The 26,900-nt window shown below is 43.9% G+C and carries 21 protein-coding genes and 2 tRNA genes; 14 read left to right on the top strand and 9 right to left on the bottom strand.

All coding sequences use genetic code 11. From position 1 onward, the window contains the following. Positions 1 to 105 precede the first annotated feature (105 nt). A complete protein-coding gene (locus AB4274_RS01060) occupies positions 106 to 2,859 on the bottom strand; it encodes a cation-transporting P-type ATPase (protein WP_102321073.1) in 2,754 nt (917 codons plus the stop codon). A 765-nt stretch (positions 2,860 to 3,624) separates the two neighbouring features. Between AB4274_RS01060 and gloA the strand changes: the two genes are divergently transcribed. Continuing rightward, entirely contained in the window at positions 3,625 to 4,041 is a 417-nt protein-coding gene (gene gloA, locus AB4274_RS01055) for a lactoylglutathione lyase (protein WP_004734046.1), read from the top strand. A gap of 199 nt (positions 4,042 to 4,240) precedes the next feature. Further along, positions 4,241 to 4,675, top strand: a complete 435-nt coding sequence (locus AB4274_RS01050; RefSeq protein ID WP_004734047.1) for a DUF2753 domain-containing protein — start codon at positions 4,241 to 4,243, stop codon at positions 4,673 to 4,675. A gap of 95 nt (positions 4,676 to 4,770) precedes the next feature. Here the strand turns inward: AB4274_RS01050 and motY are convergent, their stop codons facing one another. Beyond that, complete coding sequence (gene motY / locus AB4274_RS01045) at positions 4,771 to 5,652, bottom strand: flagellar protein MotY (RefSeq protein WP_017063457.1); 882 nt, start codon at positions 5,650 to 5,652, stop codon at positions 4,771 to 4,773. A gap of 188 nt (positions 5,653 to 5,840) precedes the next feature. Here motY and rnt point away from each other — a divergent pair, with 188 nt between their 5' ends. Together rnt and AB4274_RS01035 are read left to right on the top strand one after the other, a co-directional pair. Then, on the top strand, positions 5,841 to 6,485 hold the full coding sequence (gene rnt, locus AB4274_RS01040; RefSeq protein WP_017061178.1) for a ribonuclease T: 645 nt from the start codon (positions 5,841 to 5,843) through the stop codon (positions 6,483 to 6,485). Between the two features lie 65 nt (positions 6,486 to 6,550). Further along, positions 6,551 to 7,876 (top strand): Na+/H+ antiporter family protein, encoded by a 1,326-nt coding sequence (locus tag AB4274_RS01035; protein ID WP_372110592.1) that lies wholly within the window; start codon positions 6,551 to 6,553, stop codon positions 7,874 to 7,876. 190 nt (positions 7,877 to 8,066) lie between these two features. Here the strand turns inward: AB4274_RS01035 and AB4274_RS01030 are convergent, their stop codons facing one another. Together AB4274_RS01030 and AB4274_RS01025 are read right to left on the bottom strand one after the other, a co-directional pair. Further along, entirely contained in the window at positions 8,067 to 8,696 is a 630-nt protein-coding gene (locus AB4274_RS01030) for a DsbA family protein (RefSeq protein WP_017061180.1), read from the bottom strand. A gap of 121 nt (positions 8,697 to 8,817) precedes the next feature. Next, positions 8,818 to 9,156 (bottom strand): Grx4 family monothiol glutaredoxin, encoded by a 339-nt coding sequence (locus AB4274_RS01025; RefSeq protein ID WP_004741702.1) that lies wholly within the window; start codon positions 9,154 to 9,156, stop codon positions 8,818 to 8,820. A 269-nt stretch (positions 9,157 to 9,425) separates the two neighbouring features. Between AB4274_RS01025 and sodB the strand changes: the two genes are divergently transcribed. The 3 genes from sodB to AB4274_RS01010 all read left to right on the top strand — a co-directional run bounded on the left by sodB (position 9,426) and on the right by AB4274_RS01010 (position 11,723). Beyond that, complete coding sequence (sodB, locus tag AB4274_RS01020) at positions 9,426 to 10,010, top strand: superoxide dismutase [Fe] (RefSeq protein ID WP_004734050.1); 585 nt, start codon at positions 9,426 to 9,428, stop codon at positions 10,008 to 10,010. 247 nt (positions 10,011 to 10,257) lie between these two features. Continuing rightward, the gene (locus tag AB4274_RS01015; RefSeq protein WP_372110589.1) at positions 10,258 to 10,761 is read left to right on the top strand and encodes a VC2046/SO_2500 family protein; all 504 of its coding nucleotides are present in this window, start codon (positions 10,258 to 10,260) and stop codon (positions 10,759 to 10,761) included. Between the two features lie 278 nt (positions 10,762 to 11,039). Continuing rightward, entirely contained in the window at positions 11,040 to 11,723 is a 684-nt protein-coding gene (locus tag AB4274_RS01010) for an SDR family oxidoreductase (protein WP_017061182.1), read from the top strand. A gap of 186 nt (positions 11,724 to 11,909) precedes the next feature. Here AB4274_RS01010 and adhE read toward each other — a convergent pair whose 3' ends face one another. Continuing rightward, positions 11,910 to 14,615, bottom strand: coding sequence for a bifunctional acetaldehyde-CoA/alcohol dehydrogenase (gene adhE / locus AB4274_RS01005; RefSeq protein WP_017061183.1), 2,706 nt, complete (start codon positions 14,613 to 14,615; stop codon positions 11,910 to 11,912). A gap of 638 nt (positions 14,616 to 15,253) precedes the next feature. Between adhE and AB4274_RS01000 the strand changes: the two genes are divergently transcribed. Together AB4274_RS01000 and AB4274_RS00995 are read left to right on the top strand one after the other, a co-directional pair. After that, positions 15,254 to 15,892, top strand: a complete 639-nt coding sequence (locus AB4274_RS01000; RefSeq protein WP_017061184.1) for a YchE family NAAT transporter — start codon at positions 15,254 to 15,256, stop codon at positions 15,890 to 15,892. 149 nt (positions 15,893 to 16,041) lie between these two features. Then, positions 16,042 to 16,884 (top strand): ion transporter, encoded by an 843-nt coding sequence (locus AB4274_RS00995; protein ID WP_029235134.1) that lies wholly within the window; start codon positions 16,042 to 16,044, stop codon positions 16,882 to 16,884. A gap of 152 nt (positions 16,885 to 17,036) precedes the next feature. Here AB4274_RS00995 and asd read toward each other — a convergent pair whose 3' ends face one another. Beyond that, entirely contained in the window at positions 17,037 to 18,155 is a 1,119-nt protein-coding gene (gene asd / locus AB4274_RS00990; protein ID WP_017061186.1) for an aspartate-semialdehyde dehydrogenase, read from the bottom strand. A gap of 500 nt (positions 18,156 to 18,655) precedes the next feature. Between asd and nhaC the strand changes: the two genes are divergently transcribed. Then, complete coding sequence (nhaC, locus tag AB4274_RS00985; protein ID WP_017063453.1) at positions 18,656 to 20,092, top strand: Na+/H+ antiporter NhaC; 1,437 nt, start codon at positions 18,656 to 18,658, stop codon at positions 20,090 to 20,092. A gap of 104 nt (positions 20,093 to 20,196) precedes the next feature. Here the strand turns inward: nhaC and AB4274_RS00980 are convergent, their stop codons facing one another. The 3 genes from AB4274_RS00980 to yejK all read right to left on the bottom strand — a co-directional run bounded on the left by AB4274_RS00980 (position 20,197) and on the right by yejK (position 23,965). Then, a complete protein-coding gene (locus tag AB4274_RS00980) occupies positions 20,197 to 21,375 on the bottom strand; it encodes a chemotaxis protein (RefSeq protein ID WP_372110587.1) in 1,179 nt (392 codons plus the stop codon). 76 nt (positions 21,376 to 21,451) lie between these two features. Beyond that, positions 21,452 to 22,855, bottom strand: a complete 1,404-nt coding sequence (locus AB4274_RS00975; protein ID WP_102398080.1) for an Hpt domain-containing protein — start codon at positions 22,853 to 22,855, stop codon at positions 21,452 to 21,454. Positions 22,856 to 22,960: 105 nt separating this feature from the next. Next, complete coding sequence (yejK, locus tag AB4274_RS00970) at positions 22,961 to 23,965, bottom strand: nucleoid-associated protein YejK (RefSeq protein ID WP_372110585.1); 1,005 nt, start codon at positions 23,963 to 23,965, stop codon at positions 22,961 to 22,963. Between the two features lie 84 nt (positions 23,966 to 24,049). Between yejK and AB4274_RS00965 the strand changes: the two genes are divergently transcribed. The 4 genes from AB4274_RS00965 (at position 24,050) to AB4274_RS00950 (ending at position 26,852) form a co-directional block, all read left to right on the top strand. Further along, on the top strand, positions 24,050 to 24,277 hold the full coding sequence (locus AB4274_RS00965) for a YejL family protein (RefSeq protein WP_017068253.1): 228 nt from the start codon (positions 24,050 to 24,052) through the stop codon (positions 24,275 to 24,277). 28 nt (positions 24,278 to 24,305) lie between these two features. Next, a complete protein-coding gene (locus AB4274_RS00960) occupies positions 24,306 to 26,114 on the top strand; it encodes a DUF3413 domain-containing protein (RefSeq protein WP_017065981.1) in 1,809 nt (602 codons plus the stop codon). A 138-nt stretch (positions 26,115 to 26,252) separates the two neighbouring features. Continuing rightward, positions 26,253 to 26,343, top strand: a tRNA-Ser gene (locus tag AB4274_RS00955). Between the two features lie 418 nt (positions 26,344 to 26,761). After that, positions 26,762 to 26,852 (top strand) — tRNA-Ser (locus tag AB4274_RS00950). The last annotated feature ends 48 nt before the right edge of the window (positions 26,853 to 26,900 follow it).

Below are 26,900 nucleotides of genomic sequence, written 5' to 3'. Positions count from 1 at the left end.
GCCTCTACATAAGTTTTCACTTCTAATTCTGCGCTCCCAAGACAACAGGCATAAAAAATCCCGCCTTTTATGGCGGGATTCAATTATTTAGCTAAGAAGTCTGTCTTAGATAAACTCCACTTTAGTCACTTCTTTGATAGCAGATAGAACAAATGTTGGTACTGCTGCAATGAAGATTAACGATATTAAGTGATTAAACTCTAGCGCTTCTGTGCTGAATACCAACTGACCGAAGCTTGTGTACACAACGCTTAAAGACAAGATAGCCGATACTGCCACCGCACCAAGTAGGTAGTGGTTAGTGAACGGATTCTTACGATAAATCGTTGTAAACGTACGTGCATCGAACAAGCTCCAAAGTTGAGCAAAGATCAGTGTTAAAAACGCAACGGTTTGTGCGTATTGAGCACTGTAACCACCGTCGAGTGCGTAAGAGAATGTCACAAAGCTTAGACCACCTAATGCGAGACCACGAGTTAGGATACGAGCGCCTAGACCATTAGAGAAGAAGCCTTGGTCACGTTTGCCTGGCTTACGCTCCATGAGATCTTTCTCTTCTGGCTCAACACCGAGTGCGAGTGCTGGTAGACCATCAGAAACGAGGTTAACCCATAAAATCATTAGTGGAGTTAGCGGAAGTACTACATCTGGTCCCATGAGTAGGAATGCAAATAGGATTACCGAAACCTCACCCACGTTCGCTGTAAGTGCTTGGCGGATAAACTTACGTAGGTTATCGAAAATTTGACGACCCTGACGTACCGCCTTCACGATAGTACTGAAGTTGTCATCCAACAGGATAAGGTCACCTGAGTCTTTCGCAACAGACGTACCTGTAATACCCATCGCAACACCAATGTCTGCACGACGCAGTGCTGGCGCATCGTTCACGCCGTCACCGGTCATAGAGGCAACTTCATTGTTCTCTTGCTGCGCTTTTACGATACGCAGCTTGTGCTCTGGAGTAACACGGGCAAATACTGCAACCTGAGAACAGATAGACAACAGCTTCTCGTCATCCATTTGGTCAAGCTCAGCACCCGTTACCACTAGATCGTCTTCGCTACGGATGATTCCGATTTCACGAGCAATCGCTGCTGCCGTGACTGCGTGGTCACCGGTAATCATTACCGTACGAACACCAGCGCTATAACAGCTATTTACTGCATCGCGTACTTCTGGGCGTGGTGGATCCATGATGCCATAGATACCCAGGATGCTGACGTCTTTTTCAAGCTCAGGGAAATCTAACTCAAGCTCTTCTTCTTTTAATTCACGGAAACCAACGGCAAGTGTACGCAGAGCATCACCACCAAAGGTTTGGATTGCCGCTTCAAAGTTTAAATGAAGCTCTTGAGACGGTGCGGTATCGAGAGCCAAGTTGCCTGAAACTTCACAGCCAACCGTTGGTACGAAACCACCGTCAACCATGAAGCTGGTTGATTTACCAAGAACAACATCTGGCGCACCTTTCAATGCTAGGAAGTGCTTACCTTGTGGGTCACGAACGATAACAGAAGCCATCTTACGACCAGAATCGAACGGGAACTTCTTAACGATTGAGTAGCCACCCGTTGATAGCATTTCATCTTGTTTAAGACCTGCTTTTGCAGCTGCAACAATTAGTGCACCTTCTGTCGGGTTGCCACGAACCGTCCATTTACCATCAGCATTTACATATTCAGCATCGTTACAAAGCGTTGCAACAACAAGACCTTTCATCATTGCAGGGCTGTTTGTCGCTTCGACATTGTGACCTTTGGTAATGAATTCACCCTTAGGATCAAAACCTTTACCTGACACATCCCAGTAACGACCAGACACATCGTACGCTTTCATCACCTGCATTTGGTTTTGTGTTAGCGTACCGGTTTTATCTGAACAGATAACGGTTGTAGAACCAAGCGTTTCGATTGCTGCTAGCTGTTTAGCCAAAGCATTATTCTTAACCATCTTAGTCGAGCCCATCGTTAATACGATAGTAACCACCGTTGGTAAACCTTCAGGAATAGCGGCAACCGATAAAGAGATACCTGTTGTTAGGATTTCTAACCATGGCATACCGTGGTAAACACCGATAGCACAAACAATAGCAACAACCACAAGAGCAACAACCAATAATGCGAGTGCGATGGTGTCCATACGCTCTTGCATTGGTGTTTTCGTCTCTTCCGTTTGGTTCATCATATCAGCGATGTGACCAACTTCAGTTTGCATACCTGTGCTTGTTACCACAGCAAGGCCTGTACCTGTAGTCACGATTGTTGTCATGAAGCCCATGTTCTTCTGATCGCCAAGACCAAGGGTCTCATCTTCAAGGCGTTCAGACTGCTTATTCACTGGCTCAGATTCACCGGTCAGTGCAGCCTCATCTACCGTCAGACGGTTTGACTCAAGAATACGAACATCAGCAGGCAGAATATCGCCAGTATTAATTTTGATGATGTCACCAGGAACGAGGGTTTTAGCTGGAACACTGATCCATTTACCATCGCGCATCACTTCGGCTTCTGGAGCTGCCATTTCTTTTAGCGCTTCCATCCCTTTCTGAGCTTTAAATTCTTGCCAGAACGCGATACCAGTATTGATAAGGATAATCACTGCAATAGCAATAGCATCAATCGCGTGGCCAGTAGACCAAGAAACGATTGCACCAACAGCTAGAATAAAAATCAGTGGGTTTTTATATTGATGAATATACAGTTCCCACGCAGAAGCTGACTCTTGTGCAGTCAGTTCGTTAGTGCCGTGCTTCTCTAAGCGTGCATCCGCTTCAGAAGTTGATAAACCTGTCGTTTGATCTGCGTTCAGTTCGTTTAAAACATCTGAACTTTGTTGTGTAAACCATTTACTCGTCATTTGAGTACTCCACATCAATGCCTCACGCCGAGGCTAATGTAATAAAATAATACTTATTCTTATGTGATAGAAAAATCGCACAAATCAAAAGTGAATATTTAGTCGATTTGGTGCGCTTGAAAAACTATATAGTAAGGATTGTCTATTTAGCAAAGATCGCAAAAGATACACTTGATACACACTTGACAACTACTTTGAAAACACAACCACATCAAACATCAAACATAAAACAAACAATACAAGCCCAAACTATTGTTTAAAAAAGATAAGCACAAAAAATAGACACCCTTTGCACTTTCGTAAAAACCATTGGTTATCGGCGTATTTTATCGAAAATTCCTTAATAACGAAGTAAAACATCGGAATAACCTTTCTATAAACAGGGAGATGTTGGCGTAATCATAAATTGATAAAATGGAAAGTTAGATGCCAATTGTAAAAACGAAAGGAAATCAGCAACAAGATGGAGATATAAGTCACAATTCAACAACCAAGGCCATTCTTGGCCATTACAAAAAAGACCAACACTCAAACTTACTATTTATGCAAAACTGCGAATTAAGCGCTAGTGACTGACAAATTAATAAGGCCGTCGCTCTTTAATTTCTTGTAATACAAATAAGAAAAAAGGCAGAGGGGGAGAGTAAGATAGATGATGAGAATAAGAAAATATGACCAAACTCATCATCTCTTTGGTGTTGCTTATGAGCTTGCTCATATATAGTGCTATAAAAGAAACAACCAATAACAAGCTAGGAGCAAATCATGTCAAACGGTCGTATTTTACACACCATGCTACGCGTGGGTGATCTAGACAAGTCTATCGAGTTCTACACCAATGTAATGGGCATGCAGCTATTACGTAAGAACGAAAACAAAGAGTACGAATACACACTGGCTTTCGTTGGCTTTGGCGACGAATCTCAAGGCGCAGTGATTGAGCTGACTTACAACTGGGGCACCACGGAATACGATCTTGGCTCTGCTTTTGGTCACGTTGCTATCGGTGTTGATGACATCTACACAACGTGTGATGCGATTAAAGCAGCTGGCGGCAACGTAACGCGAGAAGCGGGTCCGGTTAAAGGCGGCTCTACACACATTGCGTTCGTTAAAGATCCTGATGGCTACATGATTGAGCTGATTCAGAACAAACAAGCAAGCGCAGGTCTAGAAGGTTAATTCCTTAACTTCTTTGAGAAGTTGAGTTTGAACGCCTGATGAAATAAAAAAGAAGCGAGCACTATGCTCGCTTCTTTTTTATCACTCTCCCCATAATCGATATGCTTCACCAATTATTCTTAACAATCTCATTGATGAAACTTTACATGATAATAATTATTATTTAAATTAACCACCTATTGATTAATGAGGTAATACAATGATTAGCGAATGGGAAAAACACACGTTACTTGCCGATACTGCATTGCAGCTCGACGATCCTGTACGAAGTATTCTTCATTATCAGCAGGCTTTGAACTTAAGTGAAGAAATTACAGAACGCACCGATATTCAAGCCGATGAGCGGTTACTGATTTCGGTGATTTCTTGCCACAATCTTGCTCAATTCTGGCGTTGGGCTGGCGACACTGAATACGAGCTCAAGTATCTTCAACTGGCTTCTGAAAAGGTACTCACACTGATCCCTCAGTGCCCTAATACTCAATGTTCAAGCTTTATCGATTCTATTGGTTGCTGTAAGAAAGCGCTGATCGATTTCATGAAACGCCACCCAAACCCTAAAATTGCCTCTATGGTGGAAAAGATCGATACCGCGACCAACTGTGAAATGATCGCCCGCTTCCGCTTGAATTAAACAAGTTCCGTTAAAACAACGACTCCAAATTTAAAACATAAAAAAGCCCGTCATCAAGACGGGCTTTGTCATTTCAAAACAAGCTGTTGTTTAGCTTAAACCTGTGTGCGACCTAAAGAGATCACAACACGTCGGTTCTTATCTTTACCAATTGGCGAGTTATTGTCCGCAATCGGACGACGCTTGCCATAGCCTTGCACTTGGATACGATCTTCTGGCAGGCCTAGAGATTTGAAGTACTCTCTTAACGATTCTGCTCTGCGCTCTGAAAGGTTTTGGCTAATCCCTTTGCTGTCGACAGAGTCGGTGTACGTTGCCACCAGCACAAGGTCGATGTCTTGGTTATAGCGAACGTAATCGGCAATCTGGCTCAGCCTTTTGCGCGACGACTTGTTCAGCTGGTCGCTGTTGCGGTCGTAATGCAAAATAGTGAAAGAGATATCTTCAAAGCTGTAAGGCAGCAGGTTAGCAACACAGTCACTGAACACATTGTATTTTTCTTGGAACAACACCGACGACAACGACACTTCGATACGTTGATCTCGGCTCTGCCACTCTTGGTAGCTGAATGTCGGATAACGCCCTTTCTCCAACTCACTCAAGATGCCCCAAGCTGTTTGACCGCCGACATAGCCGTCAAATTGCTGGAAGAACTTAATGGTTGTCATACGATCAGCACTTTCACCCGGACGCCAAGGTGGCGGCATAGAGATCAAGCTTACATTGCGCGTCGCACCCATTGGACGGCGCATTTTAAGCTCAAAGTCCAAAATGATTTTTTTACTCGCGCGAGATGAGAACTCAGCATCACCAAAGTTTGGAATTGGGTGGACCAAGCGACATTCAAGTGGCGTGTTGGCTACCATCTCCCATGTCGACTGTTGAGGAGATGCTCCGTAACGCTTTTCTTGTGCCATGACCGATGACGACACAAGTAGCGAAAATAGCATTGAACCTGTTATGAGTTGTTTCTTCATAAAGTGGAGTATCTCTTAAGCAATTCGTTTAACAATGCAGCCAATTGCCGCATTTTTCTCTCACGTTTAAATATGCAATTATCAAGCCGTAATGGGTTGGGTAATTTAAGATTTATTGCCCTTACCTTGTTTTTATCACTGCTATTATCTGCAATAATGCAGCCTTAATCACACTTATTTGGGCTAACATGACTGTAGAAAACGAAGCTCTGACCCTAAAAAAACGCTTTCGCGGCTATTTTCCAGTGGTCATCGACGTGGAAACCGCAGGGTTTAACGCTGAAACCGATGCATTATTAGAAATCTGTGCCATTACATTAAAAATGGATGAGAACGGAGATCTGCACCCTGCATCAACGCTTCATTTTCACATTGAGCCTTTTGAAGGCGCAAATATAGAGCAGGCAGCATTAGACTTTAACGGAATTAAAGACCCATTTAGCCCATTACGTGGTGCTGTGTCGGAACAAGAAGCCCTTAAAGAAATCTACAAGCTAGTGAGAAAAGAACAAAAAGCTTCAGATTGCAGTCGCGCAATCATGGTTGCTCACAACGCTACATTCGATTTGAACTTCGTTAATGCGGCAAGTGAGCGCTGTAAGCTTAAACGCGTCCCTTTCCATCCATTTGCTACTTTTGACACTGCAGCTCTTAGTGGTCTTGCCTACGGTCAAACCGTTTTGGCTAAAGCTTGCCGCACTGCAGGGATGGAATTTGACAACAAAGAAGCACACTCTGCTTTGTATGATACGCAAAAAACCACAGAGTTATTTTGCGGCATTGTAAACAAATGGAAAGCCCTTGGTGGTTGGCCTCTTGTTGACGAAGAATAAAAAATAGAGTCGGTAAACGTTTTTTCGTATTGCCTTCATAAAAAACACAACATCCCGAGAATAATATGAATCCTGTTGTAATTTCAGTTTGCATCATGCTTGTTTTAGCTTTGATGCGCGTAAATGTAGTCGTTGCTCTGACGTTCAGTGCAATTATCGGTGGCGTAGCCTCTGGTATGAGCTTGAACGACGCAGTCGCGGCTTTCGAAAGTGGATTAGGCGGCGGTGCAACGATTGCACTTAGCTACGCTATGCTTGGTACATTCGCTGTAGCTATCTCACGTTCTGGTATCACAGATCTCCTTGCTCAAAGTGTTATCAAACGCATTCACGGCAAAGAGAACAGTGCAGCATCGACTGGTCTTAAATACGGCATGCTTGCGTCGTTGATCTTAGTGACCATGTCTTCGCAAAACGTGATTCCGGTACATATCGCCTTTATCCCAATCTTAATCCCACCTCTACTAGGCGTATTCGCAAAAATGAACCTAGACCGTCGTCTAGTTGCGTGTGTGCTGACTTTTGGTCTGATTACACCTTACATGGTGTTACCGATTGGTTTTGGTGGCATCTTCCTAAACAACATCCTGCTTAAAAACCTTCACGACAATGGTCTCGAAAACGTTGTAGCAAGCCAAGTACCTATGGCAATGTTGTTACCAGCAGCAGGCATGATCTTCGGTCTTCTTACTGCAGTATTCTTTACTTACCGTAAGCCTCGCCAATACAAAGAAACTTCTCACACTGTTGTTTCAACAGAAGTGAAAGAGATCAACAAGAAACACATCCTAGTTGCAGCCGCGGGTATCATTGCAGCACTAACGGTTCAACTATCGACAGGTTCTATGATCATCGGTGCTCTAACGGGTTTCATGGTATTTACCTTCGGTGGCGTAATTGCTTGGAAAGAGACACAAGATGTCTTCACCAAGGGCGTTCACATGATGGCAATGATCGGTTTCATCATGATTGCAGCGGCAGGTTTCGCGGCAGTTATGAAGCAAACAGGTGGCGTTGAATCTCTGGTTGAAGCACTTTCAACAAGCATCGGCGACAACAAGCCTCTAGCAGCACTGCTTATGCTCATCGTTGGTCTATTAGTAACAATGGGGATCGGTTCTTCGTTCTCTACGATTCCGATCCTTGCTACCATCTACGTTCCACTAGCAGCAGCATTTGGCTTCTCGCCTATGGCAACAATCGCTCTAGTAGGTACAGCTGCAGCACTTGGTGATGCGGGCTCTCCGGCTTCTGACTCAACATTAGGTCCAACGTCTGGTCTAAATGCTGATGGTCAACACGAGCACGTATGGGAAACCGTAGTTCCAACATTCCTGCACTACAACATCCCACTGATCGTATTCGGTTGGATTGCAGCCATGGTTCTGTAATTAGGTTTGTAGTTAAAGAGCCCTACACTCACTTTTATAAAGACCGCCTCGTGCGGTCTTTTTTGTCTCTGAGATTCATTCTACTCTTCCTTCCGCTCACTCTCATTGAACTAGCGACACCAAACAAAAAAGGCTTACTCTGATGAGTAAGCCTTAGAAATCATTGCGAATACAGATGACTCTCGCTGAATTACGCAGCGGGAGCATTACTCACTAAAATTTCGCGAATAGACTTAAGCGTCGCTTCCGTTGAATGATAATCCAATTCAACTTCACTAAAGATGCCGTTCACTTCAAGCATTAAGGTCGGGTAAGAAAATACACCCATCGCTTCTTTAAAGCCTAGCTGGTCATCTAACTCACTTTCCAATAACTTGCTAGAAAGGTCATTTTCAAACTGTTGAACATTCATACCTAGCTCTTCAGCCAACTGCAAATGTGTGTCTTGGCTATGTGGCAACATCGCACGAAGGTAGTAAGCATGTTGAATCGCTTCAAGCATCGCTTCGTAGTGGTCTTGAAAACCTGCAGCAATCACGGCACGGCACGCAGGGTAAGTACTGCGAACAGGTTGGCACTCTGTCCAAAAATCATGGTTAAACTCAGTACCCAACTTAGCTTCGATCTGCTTCCAAATCGCTTGCAGCTTGCCTTTCATCTCTTCTGACATTGGCTCATCAGAATCCGGGGCCAAACCACCCACTACATAGTTAAACTCAATGCTCGCAGGCAATTGTTGTTTCAATAACTCAAGTGTTGGCTTGTAACCCCAACACCAGCTGCACATTGGATCATGCACATAATGAAGTTTTACGTTCATTGTTCATTCCTTATCGAGTCTATGATTCGATCAATTCAAACAAAAAAGGAGCCTGATTAAGGCCCCTCATTTTAACTATTCAGCGCAAAGGCTAGAACTTATTCAGCGCAAAGGCTAGAACTTATTCAGCGTCATCGCCAGCAACTTTAGCCGCTGCTTCTTTGATGATTGGCTGAAGTTCGCCTTTTTGGAACATCTCAAGAATGATGTCACAACCACCGATTAGCTCACCTTCAACCCAAAGTTGTGGGAAAGTTGGCCACTGTGCGTAAGCAGGAAGCTCTGCACGGATATCAGGGTTTTGTAGGATATCTACGTAAGCAAATTTTTCGCCACATGCCATTAGAGCTTGAGACGCTTGAGAAGAGAAACCACAGCTAGGTAGCTTAGGAGAACCTTTCATGTACAGTAGAATAGTGTTTTCTTCAATTTGCTGTTTGATTTTATCGATAGTTTCCATTGCTTCCTCGTTAATGGATTACGGCTTTTATTGCCTTTATTCTACCCCAAACTAAAAGAATAAAAACCATATAAAAAAAGCGGTTAACAAGCTAAGCTAACAATTCACACAAAAGTAATGAAATAAGCTTTTAATAAAGTAAAAACTTGCTAAACTATATCGCAAGTCAGCAAATTGACCATGGTTGGCAGTATAGCGAGCCATGAATAATAATATCACTGGAAGCAATCGAAAGAGTTAACTCTTTCATATCAATGGAGAATTGAGCAATGGCATTTGAACTACCGGCTCTTCCTTACGCGAAAGACGCGCTAGAACCACACATCTCAGCAGAAACGCTAGATTTCCACCACGGTAAGCACCACAACACTTACGTTGTTAAGCTAAACGGCCTTATCCCAGGTACTGAGTTTGAAGGCAAAACACTAGAAGAGATCGTTAAGACTTCTACTGGTGGTGTTTTCAATAACGCTGCTCAAATCTGGAACCACACGTTCTACTGGCACTGTCTTGCTCCTAAAGCGGGCGGCGAACCAACTGGCGCTGTTGCAGAAGCTATCAACGCTGCATTCGGTTCTTTCGAAGAATTCAAAGCGAAATTCACTGATTCAGCAATCAACAACTTCGGTTCTTCTTGGACTTGGTTAGTTAAGAAAGCTGACGGTTCTCTAGACATCGTTAACACTTCTAACGCTGCTACTCCTCTAACAGAAGAAGGTGTTACTCCACTTCTAACTGTTGACCTATGGGAACACGCTTACTACATCGATTTCCGCAATGTTCGCCCTGACTACATGGCTGCATTCTGGAACCTAGTAAACTGGTCTTTCGTAGAAGAGAACCTAGCTAAGTAATTATTGCTTACGCTGCGCTATTTATAGCGAGTTATCTATTGAAAGCTCATGCCTCGGCGTGAGCTTTTTTGTATCTGTCGTGTTCCACAAAATCTAAACATTTCGTAATAAACCCGCCAATAGCGCTTATTTCTCGAACTATTGATAGCCTTCTTCCCAACCCTACATAAATTCTCTATTTGCCTGTAATTAAACACTAAAGTTTGCCGACTCCATGCCGTTAAAGGTGTATCCAATGAGAGGCGACATGCAAATACATACTTTAGGCAAACCAGGAATCATCAACGAACTGAAGTTCGGCATCGGGATCAGCCAAGCGGTTGAGCAAGGTCGCCGTGCAGATTTCGCGTTGCTGTTATCTATGTTTTCTAATGATATCCGTGATTGCACGCCAATTGACACCATTGAAATCACAGAGACAAATGAAGATCGCCTGCGCAAACAATTTGGCGTAGCAGAACCTCAACAACTGCGTTCAAACCAGTCTTCATATGAGATTTCAGCTCAGCAATCTAATCATTTTCATCAAGCTAGCCTTGCCAGCGCCAAACTCAGCCATTACTTGAAACCTGAAGCGCTTGCCTTCATGCCTGAAGATACAGCCGACTTACCCGAAGAGGTTTACCAAAACCTTTCTGGTCATGACCGACGCAAACTCGCAAACAAGCATTTACCTGATTTGCCACATGCCACGCTCTACAATGAGCTAACCACCGCGCAACGTCAGTATCAAATTCAAGCTCAAGTATAGCGGTCGCCTACCTTTCCCTTTTTCGCTGTCTATCCATAGCTCTTCTTCGACTAACTCGCACACTTCAAAGTATTCACACGAATGATATGAACCACTAGCCTTAGGCAACCTAAAAACACCTGATGTCGGTTACCGCTTGAAGTTACTACAAAATGTGACGTGCCACTAACTTCATAAAAACTTATTAATTGGCACACCTTAGTTTGAACCAATTCACACCCGCTGTATAAATTTTAACCCATCCTTATCCGACATGGACGATTTGTTTAGGTACTGGGATGGAAATAAAAAGCTCAATCATATTGGTGACATCTGCCGGCTCGCGACTGGGGGGGGCGATTGCGAACCACTTTGTTAACCTTGGAGCCACCGTCATCCTTTGTGATAAAGACACGGAAGCACTTAAAGCGACGTATCTACAGTGTGCCCGGTTTTCTGACTCTGTTTACCACTACACGCTCAAAGGCAATGACAGCCAAGCGATTCTCAGCGTATATGATTTTATTCAAACCACCTTCAACACGACACCCGATGTGCTGGTCAATAACTGGATAAGCTCCCCAATGCCTAGCCTAATTGGCGATCAGCCTGTGAGCAGCTTTATTAATGATCTCTCATCGATGGCATCGACCCTGTTCGCATTTGGGCAAATCAGTGCTGAGAGATTGCGAGAGGAAGATAAGGAAGGCGTGATTGTGAATGTGATATCTCATGATGACTTTCACGATGTGTCTGGCTTAGAGAGCGCAAACTCAATGATCACTGGCTTTACCCATAGTTGGGCGAAAGAGCTGACTCCCTTTGGCATTCGAGTCGGTGGCGTTGTTCCCGCCGTTCATAACTCCGATGGCAAGCTCAACCGATGTCACTGGGCGCAGCTGCAAGACGAGCTGACCAGAACAACCGAATACATTGTCTCGAATGACTACTTCAGTGGGCGAGTTGTCGCGGCAGAGGTTTAACTCCCTATTCCAATTGAACATGACTGGCTCAGCTCATATTAAGTAGCAGAGCTATTGCCTCTCAATCCGTTTTACAAACGAACCAAACATAAAAAAAGCCCCAGTCTCTCGACTGGGGCTTTCATCTTTTCCCGATAGATAAGTATCGTGCTAGCGAAAACTTATCTCAAAACTAATGCTTACTTACTATGCGTTAGCTTTTTCTTTTTTAGCTTTTGGCGCTTTCGCTTCAGCTGGCTTTTGGTCTGCTTTCTTAAGGATAACTGTAGTACCTTCGAAAGTTTCGCCTTCAACGTATGGTTGGCCGAAGTAAGAAGTTGTTAGAACTTCTTTTAGCTCAGTGATTAGAGGGTAACGTGGGTTAGCACCTGTACACTGGTCATCGAACGCTTCAACAGCTAGCTCGTCTAGTTTAGCGATGAAGTCAGACTCGTTAACACCCGCAGCTTGGATAGATAGTGGGATGTCTAGGTCAACTTTAAGCTCTTCTAACCAAGTCAGTAGACGTTCAATCTTCTGAGCTGTACGGTCACCAGCTTGGCTTAGGCCTAGGTGGTCAGCAACTTCAGCGTAACGACGACGTGCTTGTGGACGGTCGTACTGAGAGAATGCAGTCTGCTTAGTTGGGTTATCGTTCGCGTTGTAACGTACAACGTTTGAGATAAGTAGTGCGTTAGCAAGACCGTGTGGTAGGTGGAACTCAGCACCAATTTTGTGAGCCATTGAGTGACACACACCTAGGAATGCGTTCGCAAATGCTACACCAGCGATAGTTGCTGCGTTGTGTACTTTCTCACGAGCTATTGGGTCAGCCGCACCATTTTTGTAGCTTGATGGTAGGTATTCTTTAAGCATCTTAAGAGCTTGAAGAGCTTGACCGTCTGAGTACTCGTTCGCTAGAACAGATACGTAAGCTTCAAGAGCGTGAGTTACTGCATCGTAACCACCGAACGCTGTTAGAGACTTAGGCATGTTCATTACTAGGTTCGCATCAACGATAGCCATGTTTGGCGTGATTTCGTAATCAGCTAGTGGGTATTTAGCACCAGTCTTGTCGTCAGTAACAACAGCGAATGGAGTAACCTCTGAACCTGTACCTGAAGTTGTAGTGATACATACAAGCTCAGCTTTTTGACCCATTTTAGGGAACTTGTAGATACGTTTACGGATGTCCATAAAGCGCATTGCTAGTTCTTCGAAGTGAGTTTCTGGGTGCTCGTACATAACCCACATGATCTTAGCAGCATCCATTGGAGAACCGCCACCTAGAGCAAGGATTACGTCAGGTTGGAAGCTCTTCATTGCTTCAGCGCCTTTCTCAACAACAGATAGCGTTGGATCCGCTTCTACGTCGAAGAAAGTTTGAACTTCGATGCCTTGTGCTTTAAGCAAGCTAACTACGTCATCTGCGTAACCGTTGTTGAATAGGAAACGGTCAGTTACTAGGAATGCGCGTTTCTTACCTTCTAGGTCGCTCATTGCGATTGGAAGGCTACCACGACGGAAGTAGATAGACTTAGGTAGTTTGTGCCACAACATGTTTTCAGCTCGCTTCGCTACAGTTTTCTTGTTGATAAGGTGCTTAGGACCTACGTTCTCAGAGATAGAGTTACCACCCCATGAACCACAACCTAGAGTTAGAGAAGGTGCAACGTTGAAGTTGTACAGGTCACCGATACCACCGTGAGTAGTCGGGATGTTGATTAGGATACGAGCAGTCTTCATCTTGTCACCGAAGTAACGGATGCGGTCTGCGTTAGTATCTTGGTTAGTGTAAAGACCAGATGTGTGACCGATACCACCGATTTCAACCATAGTTACCGCTTGAGCAACTGCGTCTTCGAAGTCATCTGCGCGGAATAGACCTAGAGTTGGAGATAGTTTCTCGTGAGCGAATTCGTCATCGTAAGAAACTTTACCAAGACCTTCACCTACAAGTACTTTTGTATCAGCAGGAACTTTAACACCAGCCATTTCAGCGATTGCTGGAGCAGGTTGACCTACGATTTTAGCGTTTAGGTTGCCGTCGATAAGCAGAACTTTACGTACTTTATCAGCGTCAGCTTTAGATAGAACGTGAGCTTTGTGAGAAGCGAAACGCTCTTTAACTTCGTCATATACTTCGCTAACTACGATTGCAGCTTGCTCAGAAGCACATACTACGCCGTTATCGAAAGTCTTAGACATAAGGATAGATGCTACAGCACGTTTGATGTCAGCTGTTTCATCGATAACGACAGGAACGTTACCAGCACCAACACCGATAGCAGGCTTACCTGAAGAGTATGCTGCTTTAACCATGCCTGGACCACCAGTAGCAAGGATAAGTGCGATACCGTCGTGCTTCATAAGCGCGTTAGAAAGCTCTACAGATGGTTGGTCGATCCAACCGATGATGTCTCTTGGAGCACCAGCTGCAACAGCTGCGTCTAGAACTAGTTTCGCTGCGTCGTTAGTTGAGTTCTTTGCACGTGGGTGTGGCGAGAAGATGATGCCGTTACGTGTCTTAAGAGAAATTAGAGATTTGAAGATTGCTGTAGAAGTTGGGTTCGTTGTTGGAACGATACCACAGATGATACCTACAGGCTCAGCGATAGTCATTGTGCCTAGGTTGTCATCTTCTTCTAAGATGCCACATGTTTTTTCGTCTTTGTATTTGTTGTAGATAAATTCAGATGCAAAGTGGTTTTTGATAACCTTATCTTCAACAATACCCATTCCAGATTCAGCAACTGCTTGTTGAGCAAGTGGAATACGAGCGTGGTTAGCAGCAAGAGAAGCTGCGCGGAAGATTGCGTCTACTTTCTCTTGAGAGAATGTTGCAAACTCTTCTTGTGCTGCTTTAACGCGAGCTACTAGAGCATCAAGTTCCGCTAAGTTAGTTACAGGCATGGTGGATCTCCTAAAATAATAAATATTAAAAACTTTTTATTAAATTCGCTGCTTGCCGTTAACCTTAAACACCAGCGTTCTTAGTAAATTGCTTTCAGGGCTGAGTATATTATTTCACTGTGTGAAAAAAATTGACCCAGATCAGTTACCCAAAAAGAATTAACCAGAAAGTAGTAAGGCAATCGCAAAAATGAACTTAAGAGCATGATTTATATAGATTAAACTCACACTTTTCGTTCGCGCAAAAAACAAGCAAACAGACAACTTTTTTCTACATAGCGTAATAAACTGTAAAAAAGTTTCATTTTTAGTCCGTTAAATTACATGTATACAGCTATATTCGTGCTACTGAGAGTATATCCATAGCGTTGTACGGGCTAGATTCTGACATAATTTTTATTAATTTCGTGCGTCGGTTAACAGTTACTCAATAATAAATTACAAAATGAAACACTACCAGCTAGCTTGCAACAGGCTTAAAACAAAAGTGAGATTCAATTAGTTTTTCTAAAAAGAATCACCCATTTCAAGTTAGTTTTTTTCATTCGCGTAAATTGAGTTTGTCCCTTACATTACGCGCCTAAACTATTCACAGATCAACCCTTCAACCTTAAGTACGCTAACTGGAGATCGCTCTCATGCAAGGCTTAGAACTCGCAATTTTTATGCAATTCTTCCTTGGGCTTGTTGCTGCCGTAAACCCAATCGGCATCATGCCTGTTTTTGTTTCTCTTACTGCTCATATGCCGCCAGAAGAGAGGAACAGGACAGCCTTACAAGCAAATATTGCTGTTGCCGTGATCTTGATTATGTCACTTGTTGCAGGGCAAATGCTTCTTGATATGTTTAGCATCTCGTTGGATTCATTCCGCGTTGCTGGTGGCTTACTGTTATTGAGCATCGCATTTTCGATGATGAGCGGTAAGCTCGGTGAAGATAAGCAGAACAAACAAGAGAAGTCTGAATACATCAGCAAAGAGCAGATCGGCGTTGTTCCACTTGCTATGCCGCTAATGGCAGGCCCAGGTGCAATCAGCTCGACCATTGTTTATGGTTCTCGCTACCCTGCTGCTATTGATACGGTCGGCATCGGCATTAGCATCATCGCATTCGCAACGTGCTCTTGGCTTTTGTTCCGTTCAGCGCCGGTTATCGTTCGCTTTTTAGGTCAAACGGGTATCAACGTGATCACTCGTATCATGGGTCTGATTCTTGGCGCATTGGGCATCGAGTTCATCGCCAATGGCCTACGTAATCTGTTCCCAGGCTTGGCATAACGTTTAACAACATTTCGGTTGCTCTATAAAGGGCAACAATATTGAAATATAGATGAGGCGAGTAAAGCAATTGGGCTTTCACTCGCCTCGTTATTATGAAGCTTGTATAATGACTGTTAATGCATTTAACAGAAGACGAACCTCTCCTTATGTCACGCAAGCCACTCAAGCATCATTTGTACGTCATTATCTTTGGTACTCACACGCCAGCCGGACGTGCATTTGATATAACTCTGATCGTTGCAATCTTGGCTTCGCTGTTGGTTCTGATCTTAGAATCCATCCCTAATGTGATGACCGAATGGTCACAACAGCTGCGTTATATCGAATACACCTTCACTGCACTCTTCACTCTTGAGTATTTGTTAAGGCTCTATTGCTCCCCAAAGCCAAAATCTTACGCCACCAGTTTTTATGGTGTCGTTGACCTATTGGCGATTCTTCCGACCTACCTAGCAATCATCTTCCCAGGCGCTTCATTTATGGGTGTGGTGAGACTGCTGCGTGTGATGCGTATCTTCCGAATTCTAAAGCTGGTTCGCTACCTGCAAGATTCCAATATTCTGTTGCGCTCACTATTAATGGCACGACGAAAGATACTGATCTTCTTTAGCACCGTCGGCATCTTGGTGGTTATCTTTGGCGCCTTGATCTTTGTTATTGAAGGTCCTGACAATGGCTTCACCAGTATTCCTCACAGTATCTATTGGGCCATCGTGACTATCACTACGGTAGGTTATGGTGACATGGTGCCGCAGACCGCGCTTGGTAAAGCCATAGCATCACTGACCATGCTATTGGGTTACTCTATCTTAGCAGTGCCAACCGGGATCATTACTGCAGAACTCAGTAATGAGATGAACTCGCACAAAGAATTGGTTAAGTGCCCGAACTGTAACCGAGCGGGTCATGATTCAGACGCCATGTATTGCAAGCACTGTGCTAGCGAATTAGCGGATCCAGACAAGCGTGTCGTCACCGACGAGAAATAAAAGCAGACACGAGATTCGAGTAGCGAGATGCGAAGAGATTTAAGGGCAGTTTCGAGGGCCGAATAACGAGGTAGCAATAAACTAAAAAGGGTTGACGTTTGTCGTCAACCCTTTCGGTTTATCAGCTAATAGAATTTAAGCAATCTTGCCTATTACGATTTCTCAGCAAGGATAATGCGTAGAGTACGACGTAGTGGTTCTGCAGCACCCCAAAGTAGTTGGTCACCAACCGTGAAGGCGTTTAGGAAGTCGTTACCCATCGACATCTTACGCAGACGACCGACAGGTACAGACATTGTGCCTGTTACTTTCGCTGGTGTTAGCTCCTGTGCCGTGATGTCGCGGTCATTAGGAATCACTTTAACCCAATCATTGTGCGTTGCGATGATCTCTTCGATCTCGTCCATTGGCACGTCTTGCTTAAGCTTGATCGTTAGTGCTTGAGCGTGACAACGCATTGCACCGATTCGTACACAAGTACCATCAATTGGGATTGGCTGACCATCTAGACCAAGAATCTTGTTCGCTTCAACACCGGCTTTCCACTCTTCTTTACTCTGACCGTTTTCACGCTTCACATCGATCCAAGGAATCAGTGAGCCTGCAAGCGGAGCACCAAATTGGTCTGTTGGGAATGAAGATGAACGAATCGTATCAGCCACTTTCTTATCGATATCAAGAATTGAGCTTGAAGGGTTTGCTAACTCAGAACTTACGCTGTCGTTGATCACACCCATTTGTGAGATCAGCTCACGCATGTTCTTAGCACCCGCACCAGAAGCTGCTTGGTAAGTCATGGCACTCATCCACTCAACCATGCCTTTCTCGTACAGACCACCTAGAGCCATAAGCATTAAGCTCACAGTACAGTTACCGCCAACGAACGTGTTGGTGCCGCTGTGAATGCCTTGCTGGATTTGAGCCAAGTTAACAGGATCAAGAGTGATGATTGAATCAGCATCCATACGCAGAGTAGATGCTGCATCAATCCAGTAACCTTTCCAACCTGCTTGACGCAGTGCTGGGTATACTTTTGATGTGTAATCGCCGCCTTGACAGGTAATCACAGCATCAAGCTGTTTTAGGCTATCAATATCAAAAGCGTCTTGAAGTAGACCCGCATCTTTACCACCTAAAACAGGGGCAGGAATACCAATCTGAGATGTGCTGTAATAAACAGGCTCAATCAAGTCGAAGTCTTTCTCTTCAACCATACGTTGCATCAGTACAGAACCAACCATACCGCGCCAACCAACTAGACCTACTCTCATCGCTCACTCTCCATGTATAAATTAAAAATTGCTCTCCCCCATCTATAAGTTTTTCAGAAACAGAACTCAAGTGCTTTTTGTCAAAAAGTGTAACTTTTTCGTTTCTTTTAAGTGAACGTAATGAATCGTGCAGTTATCTCTGTATCGACATTCCATCTCCACCTCATTGATTAAGCGTCCATTATCGTCAAATTCAAACATTTACATCGCCAAAGTCGATTCAATCGACGCTCATCACAAACAGTAAATCCCTCTTTTAAACCAAGGTTAATCAGAGTTTTATTTTACAAAACGAAAACAACGTGCGACAGATTTCAACATGTAACAATCATGAATGTAACAAAAATTTAGATTATGAAACCACAATTGATTGAGTTAACAGTCAAATATCACAACTTGGGCGTATTTTTTCGATATAATAAACTAATTACTGTAGTGTCCGTTTTGCACCACACACTATAACGAAGCACTATAAATGCTCGAAATCACAAGAGGCTTTTATGAAGCAGAGTAAAACTCGCCTACCGAACCTATTGCAGGTATTCATCGCGTTAGGACTATTTCTATCCCTTGCTTTTTCCTTTACTGCAAAGCTTGACCTTCCAATTCAACTTGCCTTGTATATTGGCTGGTTCATTATCATGGTTCTTGGTATTCGTCTTGGACACCAATACAAAGACTTAGAAAAAGCAGCACTCAAAGGAATATCCAATGGCTTAGGCGCGGTTTTAATACTTTTAGCCGTTGGCGCTCTTGTTGGTACTTGGATCTCAGGCGGGATCGTACCTACTATCATTTACTATGGTCTGAAAGCTATCCACCCTTCTATCTTCCTTTTAGCGACCATGATCATCTGTTCTCTAACTGCATTGGCGACCGGTACTTCTTGGGGTGCTGCGGGTACAGCAGGTATCGCGATGATGGGTATCGGCCAAGGCCTAGGTGTTCCAGCACCGATTACTGCAGGTGCCGTGCTGTCAGGCTGTTACTTCGGTGACAAGATGTCTCCTCTTTCTGATTCAGTGATTCTGGCTTCTTCAATGTCTGGTGTTGAAGTGGTTGAACACATCAAGGGCATGCTTCCAGTTGCGTTAATCAGCTACGTGATTACAGGCATCATGTTTACTGCGTTTGGTTTCCACTACGCGGGCAACGTTGACATGAGCCAAGTAGACTCTGTAATCAAAGCAATGGAAGTTCAGTTCTACATCACGCCTTACTCATTCGTTCCGGTACTTATCGTGCTTGGTCTGTTGGCTTTCCGTATGCCTTCATTCCCGGTCATCAGTTTTGGTTCTCTGCTGGGTATTATCTGGGCAGTCATGATCCAAGATATCGACTTCCTAACGGCATTCAACACGGCTTGGGCACCGTTCTCAATCTCATCTGGCGTAGAGTTTATTGATTCGATTCTTAACCGTGGCGGCATGTCTTCAATGCTGGGTTCAGTGGCGGTTATCGTATTTGGTCTAGGTTTTGGTGGCTTACTGGATAAAGTGGGCGTACTAGAGACAATCGCTAAGGTGTTTGAGCGCCGCGTAAACAGCGCAGGTTCACTAGCGACGAGCACAATTGGTACGGCTTTCATGGGTAACGTATTCGGTTCTGCAATGTACGTATCGTTAATCCTTACACCAAAAATCTGTGCGAAAAACTACGACCGTTTAGGCTACAAGCGTAAGAACCTATCTCGTAATGCTGAGTTTGGTGGCACGCTAACGTCGGGTATGGTTCCCTGGAGTGATAACGGTATCTACATGGCGAGTATTCTTGGTGTTGCGACGCTGTCTTACGCACCCTTCATGTGGTTAAGCTTCATCTGTATCATCGTGACTATCGTGACATCTTACATGGGTTGGTTCGTTGATAAGTGTGAACCAACAGCACCAGCGTTTGAAGCTGAAGAAGCAACAGAGTTAAGCAAGCAACAAGCTTAAGTTCAGGAGCTAACGCTTTCGAACGTAACTCAAAACGTTAATGGATAAATGCAAAAAGAGCGCCCTAGAGCGCTCTTTTTTGATCTGCTGATTTACTTATTTATCTATTTATTGGCGGTTCGTTTACCCAACCAGTAACCGATGCCTAACGGTGCAAAGAACACTACTAAGATAAACAGGATGAAGTAGATAATCACACCTTTGATTAACTCCATTAGCTTATCAATCGCCAGTACCACCACCTCTTGAGAGACGCGATCAAGGTCTTGCGTGAACAGTTCTCTTTCTGAAGTCACAATGCCGGCAATCTCGATGCGCTCTTTCGCAATCATCTCTACTAGAGCTTCTCTCTCACGTGTCACCATTTTTTCTAATGCCACACGTTCATCACTCAGCATCGCTAATTTTTGGTCGGTTTTATCACTGAGGTCGTTGAGCAATGGTTGCATTTCTGTCGACATAATAGAAGCCAGTGTTTGCATGTACTCCGGATTGTTCTCAATGAAGTCTTGCATGCTTGCTGATGTTTGACGAAGGCTTTCCAGCGTCATCGATAGGTCTTCACCCGTTAGCGAGCTATTCAATGCAACCAACTCAGCTTTCCACGTCATCAGTTTCGGTGTCTGGTCAGCCATAAGGCTTAAACGATCAGATGCGTCACTCATTGCTTCTGGCATGGTGCCTAAGCTCTGGACGATTTGCGACTCGTCTTTACCAAGGTAATTTAGCCATTCACGGTAAGCAGGTGTGCTTCTGAATGTGAGGTCTTTAAATGGGTGGCTAGCAGAAAACTGCGCAACGAACGCTTTGCTGTTTTTGAAATCACTCGAACTCAATACACCCTTTGCCAGCTTCTCGGCTTCTTGATCAAGAAAACGAGCGGTCTCTACTGCATCATCCGTCGCGAACAGATCCGCGCCGTCGCCTTGGCTATAAAACTGATTCATTTGGGCAGTGAAAACCCACGAGTCAATTAACGCAGACATAGGGGAAGTTTGGTAAGCCGCTTGTTGTAATCCCTGCTCTGCATGGATCTTCCAAAGCAACACATAAGATTGATGTAAAGTGTCATCAGCAGGATAAAATTGCGCGATTAAATCAGCCGAGTCTTCTACTCGTGTAAAAAACATCTTGGCGTATTCACGCGTCATGAGCCGAGCATTTAACTCTTGTTGAGTGAGAGGCGTCGTTTGACTATCTAACTTAACTTCTAAGAGAGAACAACCACTTAGCACAATGCTAAGCACCAACACCATCCAACTTCGACTCGAAACTCGTAACATATAAACCTCTGACAAAGACTAAGGGCGCTGATTGTATGAGCGCTTCGTCAGAGTATTGTCAAAAATCCTGTAAAAGTTAACGCTGACTGTCTAAATATTCATGAGCAGAATCCACAGAGGCTTTTATAGCCTGCTCTAGTTCAGCTAAATCATGTTCACTGATCGCTCTGGACTGCTTCATTGTCATTTCAATGGTTGCGGCAATGATGGCTAACCGAGACGCTTTAATACTGCCAGCCACGCCTTTTAAGCTATGTACAATGCGAGCCGCGGAGGTTTCATCTTTGGTCAACAAAGACTTAAACTTCTCGTAGTCACCTGCGTGGTCTTGTACAAACACACCAAGCAAGAGTTCGACAGACTCAGCATCACCATCGAGCGTTTCTAACATGTCTTCGATATCAATCGCAGGCTTTGAATCTGTGACACTGGCAACGTGTTTCTCTACTACTGGCGCCTGTTCAGGGACTTGCTGAATAGAGTATTGCGGTACAACGGGTTGGCTTGTAACGTTAACGCTCTGCGGAGGTTGAGAGTCGGAAGACTGGCGCGTTGGCCTGTTCTCGGATACATAAGCGTCACTATCTGCTTGTTTCACTGCTGAGGAAACAACATCGCTATAAGAAGCGTCTTCCTTACTTGAATTAATTTCTAGTTCAGAGCTGAGTTCTTGGTCTGCTTCTTTCATCGTTTTTGTGGACCTAACGCCCCAAAACACTATCCCGCTCATCGCCACCAAGCTTAAGCCTAGCATCACCAACAATAGGTTGAATTGACGATCATGGAACTCAGCTTCGAGTTTTATGATCTGTTCATTTACTGAGTTTTTCTTAATCTTATCAACCAAATAGTTAAGCTGAGCGTAATCACTCAACAATGCTGACGCATCAGCCAGTAGTTGTTGGAGTGCATCTTGTTCTTCGTTTTCTAAGGAATAAGATTTTTCTAGAATGGAATCAAAGGCGCGATAAGTCGCTGACGAACTTTGATTTTCAGAATACATGGCTTCAAATACCACAACACCGAATTCGTTGAGGAGCGGTTTTAGCTGAGGGGAAAGCTCTTTATCAGCACGCAAGATCTTAATGTTATCAACGATGTCTTGAACTTGGCTTTCTATTGGAATGAACTCATCGAACTTTTCTAGGAACTGATCAGCTACGTACAACAGTTGGTTGACATCAGGACGAAACAAGGCGTGTTGGAAATCAGATTCAATCTGCAGTCGGATCGAATAAACCAACTGAGCATCGAGTGCGAGATCATTGATACGAGAGACTCGAAGCGGTTCTGAGAAATAAAGCGATTGCCTCAATTCGTTGACTCGAATACCGAGCTCTTCGATTTGAGCTAGAGAATTGGTGTAGGAACGGCTTAGATTAAGAAGAGCCAATGAAGGAAGTAACCACAGAGCCAAGAGCACAACCAAAAAGGTGGCTGGTTTTTTAAAGCGTTTGGGCTTTGCTACTGATTGTTCCATCTATATTCCTTGTGCGTGTTAACTTGAAGCCATGACCGTAGCTAAAAGATTAAGCACAAAATAAGCGACAACGTCCTGCTGCCGCTTTTATCCGTTAACTTCGGACTATGACTTATTGCGAGTCAGTTGGTCACGTAAGTTCGGTGGAGTGCCTTTAATCGTTAGCGTGTCTGTCTCCGGATCGTAAAAGATACGTTCGCCTAGAAGCAGACTATCAAAACTAACATTCAAACCGCCACCAGCACCAACAAATTTTGTTAGTTTACGCATAGTTGCGCGATCGGCTGGGAAGCTGTCTTCTAACTCGTAGCCTTGCTCACTAGTATAGTCAAAGAAGCTTGTGCCATCTGTGCTTGCTGGCAACTCACCAGAAAGTTCACGAACTTGTACTTCATCGCCCGCTTTAAGCTGCTCGTTACAGTAATCCGCAACCTGCTTTTTGTAGCTGATCGCTTCTTCTTTCTCTAGTTTAGAGTCAGAAACAAAGTCTTCTACCGCTTGCATCAACACTTGGTTTTGCAGTTTTGCATCCAGGCCTACTTCAGCTTGAAGAAAATCTAAGAAGAAATCTGCCACTTTACGACCGACACGTCCTTTGATGTACGTTAGGTAACGGTTTGACTCTTTGTCTGTCTCGTAAGTAGAAAGATCTAAACGAGCTGCGATGTCCATTTTAGAGATATCTAAGTAGTCAGTCGCGCTAATATCTAGCCCTTCAGTTACCTTCAAGCTCTGGTTTGAAGGCAGTAGACCAATGAAAAGGTAATCAGTTGCAAGTGACTGATATTCAGCCATTACCAAGATGCCTTCGTCAGCAAATGGGTATTTTGAAAGCTCGTCTTTTAGACGTTGCGCACTCTTTTGAGAAAAATCGTAAAAGTTTGTCTCACCAGCACGAAGTTGATGCAACCACTGTTGGAATTCGCTGTCAGATTTGAAAGAACCAAACCCTTTGCCTGCTTTTGAGTTAAAAACACGATGAAGTTCAGTAACTAGGCTTTCAGAAGAAGCATCGTTTTCTAGAGATTCAGCACGATAGTTAACAATCAGTTCTTCCTGATCGTTCTTGCTCAGCTGGTGTAAAATTACGTTGGAAAGGTGAAGGCTCATAGTGAAAATATTACCGTTCAGGTTTCAGTTGTCGTGCATAGTAGGTTATCATAAGCCGCTTTTACTATCATTATTAGAGTCCTTATGCCGATTATATCTAAATACACAGATGATCAAGTTGAAAAAATCCTAGCTGAAGTAGGTGCTGTACTATCTAAGCACAAAGCTTCGCCAGAACTTTCACTGATGATCGCTGGAAATATCGCAACCAATGTCTTAAATCAGAATGTTGCTGCTTCACAACGCAAAGGAATTGCTGAAAAATTTGCCGAGGCTTTAATTTCTTCTCTTGAAGATAAAAAGTCTCACTAAATTTGATTGACGGATAAAAGAATTATAAATGGTAGACAGCGCAAACTCATATAGCGATCGTGTATCTCGACTGGTTGGTTGGGGTCACTGGTTTGCATTTTTCAACATCATTGCTGCGATGTTGATTGGTACTCGTTATATTACTCAATCTGCTTGGCCAGAAACCTTGCTAGGTCAATTCTATTTGGCTGCATCGTGGGTTGGTCATTTTGGCTTTTTAGTGTTCGCGCTCTATCTATTAGTGCTGTTCCCGCTCACTTTTATTCTTCCGTCGAGGAAGTTATTACGTTTGGTTGCCGTTATCTTCGCGACCATAGGTTTAACTGTCCTACTGATTGATACCCAAACGTATCAAAATATAAACCTCCACCTGACGCCTGTCGTGTGGGAGGTTTTATTCAGTGGAGAGGAATCTGCATTCACGTCTGATTTGCAGCACCTCTTCATTGTTATGCCGCTTATCTTCTTGCTGCAACTCGGTCTATCTGAGTGGGTTTGGCGTAAGCAGCGTAAACTGTCTCATAAACACATTGGCCGTCCGATTACTGCCGTCTTCTTCTTGTGTTTCATCAGCAGCCACTTGACCTACATGTGGGCTGATGCGTACTTCTATAACCCAATTACTAGCCAGAAAGCGAACTTCCCACTGTCTTACCCAATGACAGCGAAAAGCTTTATGGAAAAACATGGCCTATTAGACCGTGAAGAGTACCTTGAGCGTTTAGAAGCGAACAAAGAGAATGTAAACCTAGTTAGCTACCCGCTAGAAAAAATTCAATACAACCGCCGCAGTGATGATCTTAATATCCTGATGGTGAGTGTGAACAACCTTCGCTCTGACGCTCTTAATGCGACAGCGATGCCAAACAGCTATGCCTACGCACAACAGTCGATCAACTTCACCAACCACTACAGTTCAAGTAACGATATGTTTGGTATTTTTGGCTTGTTCTACGGCCTACCGAGCAGCTACGCAAGCAGCATTGAAGCTCAGGGGTCAAGCGCAGTATTGCTCGATGTTTTAGAGAATCACGATTACAAGTTCGCTGCTTTCAGTGGCGACAACTTTAGTGATGCACTTTACTCGGATATTATCTTCCGAGGCCGTGATGTGATGCCAGAGCAAGCAACTTATGATGACCAGAGTGCCATAAAAGCTTGGTCTAACTGGATTCAATCACCGCAAGCTAAACGCCCTTGGTTTAACTTTATTGAATTAACCACACTGGATAACTTCGCCAGCTACGATTCAAGTTCAGAGTCGGACTCTACGCTAACGACAGCAGAGCGTTTTGCAGCAGACTATCAAAAGTCGGCGACAGCGGCCGATGCTCAGCTAGCAACTATCTACGCTGAACTGGAACGCTTAGAGCTTGCCGATAACACGGTGGTTATCATTACCTCTAACCACGGTACTGAGTTTAACGAAACCAAAACCAACAGCTGGGGTGCAAACTCCAACTACAGTCGTTATCAGTTACAAGTACCACTGTTTATCAGCTGGCCTGGCAAGTCTGCTTCTGAATACACCCACCGTTCTAGTCATCTAGACGTGTCAGTAACACTGATGCAAGAGCTATTGGGTGTATCTTCGAACCCAACAGATTTCAGTAGTGGTCGCAGCCTGTTTAATGAACGTAACAGAAAGTGGATTCTCGCGGGCGACTCTCGTGAACTTGCTCTTGTTACTGACCAGCAAACAACGGTGTTGGATAAATTTGGTAACTACAAATTGTACGACCAAAATTACAAGCGCCTGAAAAACGTAAGCCCTCGCTTACCTGTGTTGATGCAAGGCCTGACAGAGCTACAGCGTTTCTACACAAAAAATGACTAAATAATCAGCAAACAGCAAAGGGAAGCCAATGGCTTCCCTTTTTTATTGCCGTGAATGATTAGAAAACAAGCAACAAAACAAAATTATGAAAATTAAGGGTTTACAAGATCCTCCACCCCTTATATTATTCACGCCACTGGAGGGATGGCTGAGTGGTCGAAAGCACCGGTCTTGAAAACCGGCAACCGTTAATAGCGGTTCTAGGGTTCAAATCCCTATCCCTCCACCACTTTAAAGAAAGCCGCTGAGAAATCAGCGGCTTTTTTGCATCTGAAGCTTTTTAAAATATAAAGCTCATCTAACAAAACTCTCTACAGTCCCAGTTTCAAACCCATTCACTTTATACCTAGTTTTAAATTCCGATCTCACCGTTCTAAACTAAAAGTTCATGCGCCTAAGCCACTCCCCTCATAACTTTACCTGCAAGCCAATTAGATACTTTCTTTTTTAATAGCACAGAAACACTTCACGTATAACAAAAGTTGGGAATACTTGGCTTATTGAATATTAGATTTTGTCGGCTTCTTAATAAACCGAACAATAAATAATCATTCAGAACAAAAACACCAAAAAGCGTTCATAAAAAAAGCAGTCAGTTAATAAGGGTATTTACAAGCGAAAGCCACCCTTATATTATACGCGCCATTGGAGGGATGGCTGAGTGGTCGAAAGCACCGGTCTTGAAAACCGGCAACCGTTAATAGCGGTTCTAGGGTTCAAATCCCTATCCCTCCACCACTTTAAAGAAAGCCGCTGAGAAATCAGCGGCTTTTTTGTATCTGGCGT

Origin of the sequence: Vibrio sp. 10N.261.55.A10, assembly GCF_041470825.1 — a bacterium.
GTDB lineage: Bacteria > Pseudomonadota > Gammaproteobacteria > Enterobacterales > Vibrionaceae > Vibrio > Vibrio crassostreae_C.
This window is presented reverse-complemented; position numbering and strand designations above follow the sequence as displayed.